Below are 13,417 nucleotides of genomic sequence, written 5' to 3'. Positions count from 1 at the left end.
GGATTTTTTTGCGCTCAATTTTTTCAAATAAGATTTGCCGTATTTAAGCCTTTTAATCGATTTTCCTGCCTTGTCCGTAAATAATATGGCTCTGGAAATGTCCCTCTGAAACTGACAGATACGGCCCTTTGAGTGCAATAATCACAGCCCGCTTTTTCCCTGCATTACCTGTTAAATGTGCTGTGCCAGATCATACTGAGCTCTGTATCGAGCCAATGGCAATCAAGTCAGGCGGTTGAATTTTTAACAACTATGAGCGTATCATTATGTCCCGCAAGGCTGATACAGTTAAAATCAGCTTCAGGCATTTGACAATGTCATCGAGTCCATATCTGATACGGGCTATCCGACATTTACCTGACAGACATGTATATTCCGCTGTCCGACTCTGATTGTCCGGACCTTACTGCTGCGGAACAATAAGTTAACAGTTAGATTTTCATACCTGATTCCCCTGAGTGTCCAACTGCCTCCCTGGAATGAGTAAATTCCTCTTAACAGGAAATGAATTTAATCTGAGCCTGAACCAGGGCTCTTTTTTCAGACTGCCGCTATGCCACCACAGGTTGTGTTTGCCAGACCTTCCTTATGCCAGGCGCTTAAATGGCAGCCGTCCCATGCTTCAATAAGCAATATACACAGGGCCTGAAAGTGCTGCAGTTCCCAGCTGACTGTATTTGTCTTCAATCTTGCCCTGAACACAATTTAATCAGTACCATTTGCACTCACAGCCTCTGCAATGCAGGAGCGCCATCATCATATCTATTGCTGCATGCACAGGCAGACCAGCTCTTTGACCGGCTTAATATGCAGCTAAGAGAGTTAATGTTTATTTCACGGGATTAGTCCCGATGCCACCAGGTATGGATCAAACTGTCAGCACCGACAACTGACAATAGGTGCCGGTGAACTCGACATTAAGAGTATGCAGGATAAACCTGAACACCACCGGACAGATTGAAGTCATGAATGCTTGTCAAAATGGCATGTAATACCATGCTGTGTGATGTCATGCCGTGCCGTGTAATGCCATGTCATGTCATGCCGTGCTGTGCTGTGTAATGCCGTGCCGTGTAATGTCATGCCGTGTCATGTCTAATATCTGCCGGCCAGATCAGACTGTGACATAACACTGTCCATAAATTCGTTCACAGCAGAAACAGTGCGGAGCCAGCTCCATATGCATTGAGCGGCACTGCAATTTCTGCATTGAGCTGAGCTGTATTAAGTTGAGCATGAACACAGCCCTGCTTACTGTCCCGCATGAAACAGACCCGCTGAGTTTACAGCATGAGCACAGATCTGCAGTTGCCAGAACAAGGGCAGCAGTTCGCAACCTTAAACTTAACAAGGCAGAATTATTTTGCCTTCACCAGTATTTTCCATATGTGAGCAGTGCCCATGCACTGACACAAAGTCGTCTGTATTGCATTATTTTTTAACAGACATTTTTATCTGCAATATTACCCGCCGCACCATTCGAAGTTGTGTTCAGTGCGGCATATGATTTTGTATTTTGTTTTATAAAGCGTTATTGCTTTACCCGGCATGTCTGTCCTGTAACCAGGGCTGATTTTATATCCCATGCCATTTCGTATGACTGTATTAAGATCTGACAGGCAGGCTGATTTGCCGCCATATGATTTGTTTACTGCGCTGTTTTATTTTTGATGTAATCCTGCTCCCAAAGAGGAGCCTGACAAACAAAGTTAATCTGCCAGCCCGCAGACTGCTAAAGAATCAGTGCCAGCTGCCGCAACCTGGCAGCAATAACAACACTAAACACATAAATGAGCCTGAAGCTGTCTGCATTTAAACTGAGCAGCCACAACCCTGACAATTTACCTGACGTCAGTACGGCCGCCCAGGCTTGCTAGTCAAAACACAAGCAGGCGGCAGTTGCGATGGCTGCGTCCCAGTCATTTGCGGCACCGGTTACGATGGCACCAGCAGCTCCATTGGATGCATCGATTGAAATGGCGGCGGCGCCAGCAGCAGTGGCTTTAAGGCATCCTGTACACGATCATTACCAGTCCCTCTGTTGATTAAGGTAAGGATGCTTTATTTTCATTACTGATGACAATACTGCTGTACCAGTCAGCAAGCACTTACAGCTCTGTCACTGACCGTCTGTTTTTCTCACTGCACCTTACATGCAGCAAATCAGCTGTTTATCTCAACGTCAGCTGTAACACCATGGTGACAGTGTTTATGCTTTATAAATCGATTTAGTTCTGACCCTCAGATACGGTAAACAGCATCTGATGCAACACTGCAGTGCCCCTGCTGTGACACTGCTGTGACACTGCTGTGACATAAGTGAAACTGCAGTGACCTTACAGCACAGAAGATGCGTCACCTTAACTTTTATAAAGGAATACTTTGCCAGGCAACCTGGGATGCAGAACCTGGATCATGCTTATCCTTAACTGAATTTCTGCCGCAGGCGTACAAACACTCAAACAGCGCCAGGCGGCCACTTTTATCAGCACTGTGATCCTCCAGCGCAAACACGGCTCAATGCACGGAGCATGAGGACTGTTGCCTGGGCGTAAGGATCAGGCCTCAGGCCAGATGCAGTATGCTTTACAAAGCAAGACCATATGCAGGTCAAGCGCTTTGCCATTAGCATCTGAGCATACATTGCTGATATTACCGGTTTTTCCGTCCCATGGAGGTACAGACTCCATGGGCAGCAGCCATCAGAGGCTGACTGAACTTTGTTTTCTTAAGTGGGAATCTGTTTTTTCTATGAGAACTGCCAAAAAGTCACAGACAACAGATAATTCACCTTACCGTAATGCCCGCACCTCACTGTCAGAGCCTAAAGGCCGCAAGCCCCGCTCTGCAGCAGCTGCAGGCAAGTCATCCGGTGCAGATGCTGCATCCGGAGGTTCTGCTGCGTCTGCTCGTAAGAGCAAGGCTGCAGCCACCTCCGCCAAAACCACGGCCAAAGCTGCAACAGCCAGGACAAAAGCTGGCGCAGCCAAGGGTACAAGCGCCAAAGCAGCCGCTAAGCCTGCCGCCAAAGCCGCACCAGCTAAAGCTGCAGCCAGCAAGGCTGCACCAGCCAAGGCCGCAGCTGCAAAGGCAGCGACAGCATCTGCTGCTGGTAAGGCATTGAGTAAGACTGCCAGCAAGAGTGCAGGCAGGAGCTCAGGTAAAAGTGCCGGCAAGGCATACCGTGCATCGGCCGCTGATGCATGGAGTGCATCACCTCAGGAAAAAACTGAGGGAAAGACAGCAGCAGGCATCAAGGCTGCCTCAAAGGCTGCTGCCCTTACATCATCCAGGTCAGCCTCATCTGCATCTGCAAAAGCCCGTAAAAAGGCACGTGCCGAAGAGGCAGCTGCTTCTTTTGATGATGGTGATGAGTATTTAAGGGCTGCACTGCGCGCTGAGGCTGAGTCCCATGCCCGCGCTGCAGCTGCTGCAGTATGGGGTGATGGCAGTTCCTCCCGTAAAAGCAGCACCAGAAGTAAGTCAAAGGCAGCCCGCAAGGCCGCTGCCAAAGAAGCTGCTGCCGCTGCCGGCAGTGCCCGCAGCAGCAAAAAGAGCAAGGCAGCTCCTGTGCGCAGACGTGGCAGCGCTGCCTCTGCAGGTCATGCCGTTCCTTATGCAGCAGGCGCCCACAAAGACAGTCAGGCCTTTGGACCATCTGCAATTTACGGCCAGGATCCGGCCTCTGGTTATAACCACTTTGGCAAGGGCGGCGGATATCCATATCAGCCTGATGCCCCTCACGCCAATGGCCCTGTGGGCAACGGCCCTTATGGCAATGGCCCTGTGGGCAGCGGCCCTTATGGCAATGGCCCTGTGGGCAGCGGCCCTTATGGCAATGGCCCTGTGGGCAGCGGCCCTTATGGCAATGGCCCACGCGGCTCTGCAGGCCCTGATGGTCAGTCAGTTAATCATGATGTTTATGGCTTTGGTCCCCAGGGACGCATGAACGCCGGTCCTGGCGGACACGGGCAATCATCTAATGCTCCTCACTCCGCCAATGGAAATCCTTATATGGATGCCCCAGGCGTCCCAGGTCATTTTGATCATTACAACAGCATGGGTAATGGCTCTGATGCAGGCAACTTACCGGGCTACGGCTATGCAGGCATGCACGGCGGAATGCCTGGCATTCAGGGCATGCCAGGTCATATGCAAGGTAATGACGGATATTATGATGAAGGTCCTTACGGTTTTAATGATCGTCATGGACCAGCTGATCGCGGCCATGATGCCTGGGGTCAGCCACCACAGCGCCACCGCTCTTCCCGCCGTCGTCACAGCGACAGCCGCAGGGGAGCGGCCTATGGAGCTGGTGGACCAAATGTTATGACCGGACCTATGGATCATCCAAATGAGTTTTCACCAGTTGGAGGAATTGATCCGGGCTTTGATCCTGAGCTGGTAAATGCTGCTCCTGAGCGCTCAGTTGAGGAGGCTGCAGAAATTCTGCGCCGCTTCAAGAGTCTGATGCAAAAAGGCTCAGAGGCCCCTGCTGTCAGTGAACCTTACCCAAGCTATGAAATTGATGAGCTGGGTAATGTTATCCACCAGAAAGGCAGCAACCGGCCAAAGTCTGAGGTGAAGGTCGTGGTGCGCCGTCGTCGCTCCCTGCTAAGCGAGGCCGACAGCGGCAGCAAGTCCCTGTCTGACACTGTGGACAGCAGTGCAGCTGCCGCCGATGCAGCCAGCACATCCGATGCTGCCCAGTCAGCTGCAAATGCAGCAGACCAGGCTGCAGCTAACGCAGCCAATGTTCCAGCAACTGCCACAGCTGGCGAGGTCGCAAATGCATCTGCTTCAGAGGCATCTGCTTCCGGCAAGTCAAAGACACTCTCATCATTGAGCGTGCGCTCTGACTCTGCCAGTGCTGCCCGTAATGCAGGTGAAGAGTCTGATCAGACTGACAATTACGAAGGTGCTGATGAGACTTATGCAGATAATGAAAGCGATCATGATGATTCCAGCGAACTGCTGCGTGCAGCAGCCATAGTCTATGCTCAGGATCCTGTTCTGGGCGTAAGCCGTGAAACCAGTGAGCAGCTGGGCATTACCAGAAGTGTTGCCCAGAATATTCTGGAGCAGCAGCACCCAGCCAAAGGCCGCAAGAAGAAAAAACGTAACCAGCTTACTGCTACTCAAAAGGCAGAGGCTGAAGCTGCTGAGGCAGCAGCTCAGGCCGCTGAGGCTGCAGCTGCGCTGGCATTTTCCCGCATGCTTGAAGAAAACGGTCAGTCATCTAAGGATTCAGGCCAGGGCCGTAAGGCAGCTAAAGCTGAGCGCAACCGTCAGCGTAAAGGCGTAAATGCTGCCGGCAAGGCCCCATATTTTGATCAGGGCATGATGCCCGCACCGGGCAATGGTCCGTCCCTGGGCCATGGCATGGGCCCAGCTATGGGTCAGGGCACTGGTCCAGGTATGGGGCCTGGTATGGGTCAGGGCATTGGCAACTTTGTGCCTGATGCCTTTGCTGGCGGCGTGCCTCTGGTTCTGGGCTTTGACGGTCCTGTACCGCTTAACGCTCCGGAAATTTTCCGTACCCCTGACGGCATGATTCATCAGGATACTGTCAATGGCCCTGTGGCTGTTGGCCCTGCTCCGGGCATGTTCCTTGGTGTTGACGGTATGATTTACCTTGATACCGGAAACATGATTGTGCCTGCCGGTCCTGTGGTTGGTATGTTTATCGGCCCTGACCATATGCTCTATCAGGACACTCCAGGTGGTATCACCCTGATAGGTCCGGCACCAATGATGTTCTATGGTCATGACGGCATGCTCTATGAGACAGGTCCTGCAGGTCCTGTACCTGCCGGTCCGGCTCCGGGCATGTTAATGGCTCCTGATGGTACTCTTTATCCTGATGAGGCCAATCCTGTAAGCCTTAATGACCCTGATATTTATCAGGATCAGGACGGCATGCTTTATATGGATACCCAGTCAGGCCCTGTTTTGATGGGCCCGCCTCCGGGCATGTTTGATGAGCTTGGTGCTCAGGCTGTCATTAACAGATTCCATGCAGCTGTTCCATCTCAAAGAGCAAAGTCAAAAGGCAACCGAGACCGTAATGCTGATCTTGCAGACCATGCAACACAACATGGAAGCGCACCTGGCGCGGCCCTGGCTCAGGATGCTCACAGTATGCCTGTCAGTCAGTCCAGGGACGGTCAAAGCAAATCCTCTGAAGCAGATGCAGCCGCTGCCGGCAATGGTACTCCTTTAACAACCCGCATTGCCGGAGTTGGTGCAGGTACAGGCTATCGCCGATCTTCGGGACTTAGCAAGTTCTCATCTGTCGGCCTGCCATCTGATGATGAGAAAAAGCGCCGCCAGCTTATGAACAAGCTTGCCCGCACTCAGGCTGAGTTTGACCGTATGACCCTGCTTCCAGATGAGCTGGATCCATCAGGTGCTGACATTGATCTCAGCAGCTACGATCAGGCCTTTTCAGGCGTGTCATCTGCAGCTGATTATGATGATGACCTTCTTCTTGCCTCTGAAAAGAAATCAGCATCATCGATCTCCAGCAGCGCAGATGAACCGGTCCCAGCCACGGAAAATCAGGACGAGTACGCACAGCACGAGGCCGATGCAGAGGATGCCGAAGACGACATCGGCAATCTTGATTACGAAGATCAGGATCTGGATGCCAGCGAAGAAGCCGATGCTGATGCTGACGAGGAGTCTGACTCTGATGATGAGGATGCTGACTTCGCTGCAGATATGGATGAATACAGTTCAGAAGATGAGGAGTATGAGTCAGAGGATGTATCGGATGACGCAGATTACGCTGATGACAGTGATCTGTATGCAGCTGCATCGTTCCTTGATGATGAGCTGAACGATACTGACTTCAACGCAGCCCGCGATGCAGATCCGGCTGCGCACAAGTCAAAGGCAAGTGCAGGCTCCAAAGCTCGAACTGGCTCAAAGTCAGCCGCAGCCACAAAGAGCAGCGCTGCCTTAAAGACCGGTGCCAGATCTAAAGCTTTATCAGCAGCATCCAGGAAGACTGCAGCACGTTCAGGCTCACGAGCCAGTGCCGCATCAGCTCCAGCAGCCCAAAAAGCTGCAGCCAGCGCACAGGCAAAGGCCCCAGCCAGGGCCGCCAAACCAGCTGCTGCGAAGGCTGCTGCTGCAAAAGATGCTGCTGCAAAGGCCCCGGCAAAGGCCGCTAAAACAGCAAGAGCAACTAAAGGTCCTGCTGCTAAGGCAGCCTCTGCCAGGCCGGCTGCAAAAGCTCCAGCCGCAAAGGGAGTAGCAGGCAAGGCCAGTTCCACTGCCAAAGACAGCTCCCCTGCCAAAGCTGCGTCCACCGGCGCATCAAAAGCTACTCGAGCTGCACCTCGTAAGACCTCTGCAGCCGCATCTGACAGTACCAGAAGCACTGGCCGCAACGCTGCTGCAACTGCAGGCTCACGATCAAAGGCCAGGGCAAAAGAATAAGCTGCTGGCACAAAGCCCCGAACCGGGGCCATGACCTTAAGAGAAAAGACTGAAATGGTTCAACTGCACTGATGGGTTGCAAGTTGAGCTGTTTTGGTCTTTTGTTTTTCAAGGCCGGCATTACACTGGCTTTGAAATATGGATGTCGCTCTTCGGATACGGCCAACACAGGGGGCAGATTGCCAGGCAATACCGGCAAAAGGCCATTTTTTGCTGATGTACGGCCTGCTGCAGTTCACTGCCATAGAATGACTCTGTCCTGCCATGCGGTTAATTATGGAGCTTTGCGCGTAAGGTCATGGCCCCGCAGACCACTTCCGGCTGTTATGTTTTTCTGTCAGATCAGTTATTTTTTTGCAAATTGTGTCCTGTGATCTTGAACTGAGGCCAGTTAGCCCCTATTTATTGATTACGTCCCTTATTGCCTCCGTACAGGGTACAGGGCAATATTGAGCAATATGTCCATGACTGCATTCAAATGCTTATGCAGCAACTGCTGTATATCATGAAACAGGGATTAAACCACTTAGCCTGACTTTTGACTCAAGCAGACGCAGCCCCATGGATATTCCAGACACCAGTTTCATATTGACTGCAATCAGAGCGCAGTTGCTGACTTAAATAATATCCGGACCATTCGGTAACAGGGATTTGAGTTTACAGCCGAAATAATATGCGCACTGTTTAGTGCGTGATGTCTGCCAGAAATGGCACGATAGAAGGATAGATAAACATGGCTAGACTTGATGACATCAAGATGATGTTAAGCTCACTTTTAAAGGTAAGAGAGCCGGCCGAACAGGAAAAAGGCAAAAGTGACGATGGCTATAACGCTGAGGATGGTTATGACAATGACAATCCTCTGGCGCTGACCTCACTTTACCGTGATGAGATGGGCAACCGTCTTCCAAACAAACTGCACGTTATTCCACTTGCAGGCGCTCCTATACTGCCTTCACAGCTGTCATCCATGCAGCTTAACATTGAGTGGCTGGACATCATTACCGAGGTCATCAGCTCCTCCCACCATACTTTTGCCATGTTTGGTGTGGACAACGAAAAGGCTGCTAGCGCCCAGCTCAATATCGACGACTTTCCTAAGACAGGTACTGTTGTACGTCTGCTTTCAGCCCGTACCGGTCCTGAGGAAATTGATATTGTCTGTGAGGGCGTACGCCGCGTAAGCCTGATAGAGGTATCAGACAGCAAGAAGAATCTGGCTCAGGTACGCTATCCTGAAATTGAGTACCGTCTTGCCAATGCTGAAACCCAGGGCAAGGATACTGTCAGCCGTGACAGCCTGCGCGAGAGCCTTAACCGTACTGCTGCTCTTGATAACCAGCTCAAGAACCTGCTTAAGGAGCAAAAGGAATATGCCCGCTCCATTGGTATAGACGTGGTCAAAAAGCAGGGCAGCTTTGACTTTGATTACTACATCCACAGTGATGAGCGTGTAATCGGCCGTCTTTCCCGCAGCAAGTTCAAGGACCTGCTTGAATTTCTGGCTATCAATGATATTCCAGAAGAGCAGAAAGAGCAGATCGCTCTCTATCTGGCACGTCCTTCCCAGGAGGAGATCGACCGTCTTAACGAGTACTATCAGCAGGCTGTAGCTGTTATCAAGGAACGCTCCGGTTATATACGTGACGGCCTTGCCCGTGTCACCGGAAAAATTGCTGATGCCGCATCAGCTGCCACGGAAGCCTACCGATCTGCTGGTGATCCTGGCTCAGATTCATCTGCCGCCACTTCAGGCTCCACTGCAGGCACAGGTGTCGACAACTCTTCAGATACCTCGGACTCTGCAACAGTAAACGCTGAAAGTGGCTCATCTGAACCTGGTCAGGAAGTTAACCGATCACTTAAGGATCTTGCCGAAGAGCTTACTCATGCTCTGCGCAGCCGTACCAGCCAAAAGGAAAGCATCCCAGACGCAAAGATGCTGGTTGGTGGCAGCAGCAATGCACGTCAGGCAAAGATCAACGAGGAAGCCCGCGCCAGCGACAGCAGTCTCAACCAGGTCTTTATTGACCGCATGAACTTCATTCTTGATGACTATGCAGTTCATGAGGCCAATGGCAAAGCCCCGGGGGCTGACAGCGCCAGCAACAAGAATATTGGCGTAGATGAAAAGGGCAACCTCATGGGCACCGCCAGTGAGCGTCTGTTCAAGATGATGAGCCTTATTGATCGTCGTGAAGAGCTTGAAGACGACCTTGCTCAGAAACGCTTTAAGAAAGAAGCTCTAAACGCCATTCTGGAAAACAGCCCAAGTGACAAGGAAGACATTGAAAATGCTGAAGCATCAGCTACTGGTCCTAACTTTGGCTTTGTTAACGAAGATACCGCAGTAATTACCTTTATGCCTGGACACGAGGCATCAGAGGACCTGCTCATGCGCCTGAATGAAATTCAGAAAGAACATGAGCTGGCTCTGACACGTCGTGCCCAGGAAGAAGGCAAGCTGACATCAGGAACTGATACAGCTGCCATTCTTGACAGTGATACTGACGAGTCTCAGGAGCAGACCAGCTGGAGCGAGGAGCTTGATGGCGACGATGGTGCCGGTCTTAACATTCTTGGCAAGACCTTTAATGAAGACGGCAGCACTCAGACCAGTATTACAGTCAACAGCGACAATCAGCGCCTTAACCCTGAGCTCAAGGAGTTCCTCAACTACCTGATGCAGGGCAAGGATATTGCCGATATTGCTCAGAGTGAAATGGGCCAGAACGGCAAGAAAGGCAAGTGGGCTGCACTGCAGCGCGCTGCCATGATCCGTAACAAACTGGCCGCCCTGCTCGGCGGCAAGGTTATCTTTGGCGTTTCCACAGTAAAGGAAGACCGCAACAGCGCCCAGTATGATGTAGAGCTGCGTGCCTACTGCCTTGGTATCAGCGCTGCTCTGCAGGAACTGATTCCGCTGAATCCTCTGATCACTGATGAAATGCGCCAGTACCTGGCACGTTTTGACATGAGCAATCCGTCAGTTCTTGCTGACTGTGGCGCATCTCTTACCCAGTCCAAGCCAGATGACCTCCAGAAAGTACTGGATACCATTCCTGTTCTGCCTCGTCTGCGCCTGGTATTTGAGCTCATAAGCCGTGAGCTGTCTGCAGCCCGTCTGCATGACAAGATTAAGATTTCCGTTGCTGAAAAGATTCAGAAGCGCCAGAAAGATTTCTTCCTGCGTGAGCAGCTCAATGAAATCAAGAAGGAGCTTGGCCTTGCAGCTGACGAAAAGGATCTTGATGTCGAGAAGTTCAAGGAGCGCATGAAGAAGCTCTCCCCTCCTGATCACATCAAGGAGCGCTTTGAAGACGAGATTACCAAGCTTTCCCTGCTTGAGACTGCCAGCCCTGAATATGGCCAGACCCGTAATTACATCGATATTCTGACCTCTATCCCATGGGGCAAGATGGCCAAAGAAAAGCTTGGCCGCAACACCAGAGATGACAAGGACAGCAAAGGTAAGGAAGGAGTCAAAAGCAGTATCGACCTCAACCGTGCCCGTCGTATCCTTGATGAGGATCATGAGGGTCTGCAGGATGTTAAGGACCGCATTATTGAGTTCCTGGCTGTCGGTGCCCTCAAGGGTCACACCAGTGGTCAGATTATGCTCTTTGTCGGCCCTCCAGGTGTAGGCAAGACCTCTATTGGCAAGTCCATTGCCCGTGCTCTTAACCGTCCTTTCTACCGTCTGTCTCTGGGCGGTATTGATGATGTGTCTGAAATCAAGGGCCACAGAAGAACCTATGTGGGCTCCATGCCGGGAAAAATTGTTTCTGCCCTGCGTGAGACCAAGGTTATGAACCCTGTGATCATGCTCGACGAAATCGACAAGCTGGGCCGCTCCTATCACGGTGATCCTGATTCAGCTCTGCTTGAAACCCTTGATCCTGAGCAGAACAAGAACTTCCTTGACGTGTATCTGGATGAAAAGCTGGATCTGTCAAACTGTTTATTTATCTGTACTGCCAATGGCACTGATACTATTTCTGCACCACTGCTTGACCGTATGGACCCTATCCGTCTGTCGGGCTACATTGCACGTGAGAAGTTTGCCATTGCCAAAAAGCATCTGCTGCCACGAGCTCTTGATGAGGCCGGCCTCAAGAAGAACAGCACCAAACTGCGTATTCCTGATGCCACCATTTCTGACCTGATTGATGGCTATGCCCGTGAAAGCGGCGTACGTTCCCTGGAGCGTGCCATTGCCAAACTGATCAGAAAGTCAGCTGTAAAGCTGGTTGAGGGTGAGAGCAAGGTAGTCATCAGCAGTGATGATCTTGAAGATTACCTGGGCACAGCTCCATTTAAGAAGGAGAAGATGCTCCAGGGCGTGGGCATTATGACCGGCCTTGCATGGACTGCATCTGGCGGTGTAACCCTGCCTGTTGAATCCATCATCACCAGTCACGACACCAATGGATTCAAGCTTACAGGTTCTCTGGGCGACGTGATGAAAGAGTCTGCAAGCATTGCCTACAGCTATGTACAGTCTCATCTTGAGGTATTCTGCAGCGCTTCCAGCCGCAGCTTCTTCAAGAAAAAGACCGTACACGTACACGTGCCTGAAGGCGCCATTCCTAAGGATGGTCCATCAGCAGGTGTCACCATGGCTACCTCTTTGCTGTCTCTGGTTCTCAACCAGGCTCCGGCCGAGAACTACGCCATGACTGGTGAGCTGACCTTGACCGGTCATGTTCTGCCTATTGGCGGTCTGCGTGAGAAGACCATTGCGGCACGCCGCATGGGCATAATGCAGCTCATCATTCCTGTTGGCAACGAGGGCGATGTCAAGGAACTTCCTGAGCAGGTGCGTTCCAATGTCACCTTCTACTATGCTGACACCTACAAGGATGTCGCATGGATTCTCTTTGAAAGCGTACGTCCGGCCATTAGCAAAGCCTTTGCTGGCTACACCGGCCCACGCAGCGTAACTTTCGATGACGAGGGCAACGCCCTGTCAGAGAACAGCGCAAAGAAAGACCAGCCTGCTGCAAAAACCACAGCCCGCGCCACCAGGTCAGTCAAGACCAGTGCCGCAACCGGCAGCGCCTCCAAAAAGGCCACCTCAGCCCAAACAGCTGACTCTGCCAGCACCGATAATGCAGCCCCGGTAAAATCAACCCGAGCTAAATCCGGGACCTCAACTGGTCCAGCAACCAAGGCAAAGGCAAAGGCAAAAGCAAAGGCTGAACCAAAGCCATCTGCCAAATCTACTGCAAAGGCACCAGCAAAAGCTGAAGCAAAGCCAGCTGCAAATGCACCGGCAAAAGCAGAGGCAAAACCAGCTGCAAATGCACCAGCAAAAGCAGAGGCAAAACCAGCTGCAAAGGCAACCGCTAAAGCTGCAGTAAAGTCAGCTGCTAAGACCTCGGCAAAGGCAACATCAAGCACCGCTTCTGCAGCTAAAAAGCCTGCTTCAAAAGCCAGGACTGGAACTGCAGCAAAGGCTACTACCGAGGCTAAGGTAAAAGAAAAGGCTCCTGTAAAGAACACTGCAAAGTCCACAACAGCCACCAGGGCTCAGACTGGCACTGCGCAGAAGAAAGCCACCGTTAAAAAGACCACTGCCAAAAAGAAAGGCAGCTCTGACAAGGGCGGCACCAAATAACAGGCGCTGATTAAGCCAATTACAACAAAGCCTCCGGCTCGCAAGAGCTGGAGGCTTTGTCTTTTCTGGACATGAAAGCAAAACAAAAATCAGATTGCGCCTGCACATCAGATACATGGCGGCTGGCGCATTAATTTCTATAACTAAAATAAAACTTTACCAAAATTTAGAACTATGTGCATGACGCATTAGTAGAGTGATATGGGAAATTGCTCCACCTATAAGACAAAATCCCTTGTACAAGCCAAATAACAATAGACAATATTAAATGGGCTACAAAGTTAACCGAGTTAATAGTTCCATTGTTCAGAGCTATCGGCTATAATACAGTCAGGTAATTTCCAGTGTTTA

2 protein-coding genes are annotated in these 13,417 nt (G+C 51.3%); both read left to right on the top strand.

The window, feature by feature from the left end; genetic code table 11:
- The first annotated feature begins 2,751 nt into the window (after positions 1-2,751).
- Entirely contained in the window at positions 2,752-7,446 is a 4,695-nt protein-coding gene (locus MXE39_RS05995) for a hypothetical protein (RefSeq protein ID WP_246977186.1), read from the top strand.
- A gap of 733 nt (positions 7,447-8,179) precedes the next feature.
- Positions 8,180-13,066, top strand: coding sequence for an endopeptidase La (gene lon, locus MXE39_RS05990; RefSeq protein WP_246977185.1), 4,887 nt, complete (start codon positions 8,180-8,182; stop codon positions 13,064-13,066).
- Positions 13,067-13,417: the final 351 nt, after the last annotated feature.

Source organism: Anaerobiospirillum sp. NML120511, assembly GCF_023050955.1.
In the GTDB taxonomy this organism is placed as follows: domain Bacteria; phylum Pseudomonadota; class Gammaproteobacteria; order Enterobacterales; family Succinivibrionaceae; genus Anaerobiospirillum.
Note: the sequence above shows the minus strand (reverse complement) of the source record. Positions and strands in the feature narration are given on the sequence as shown.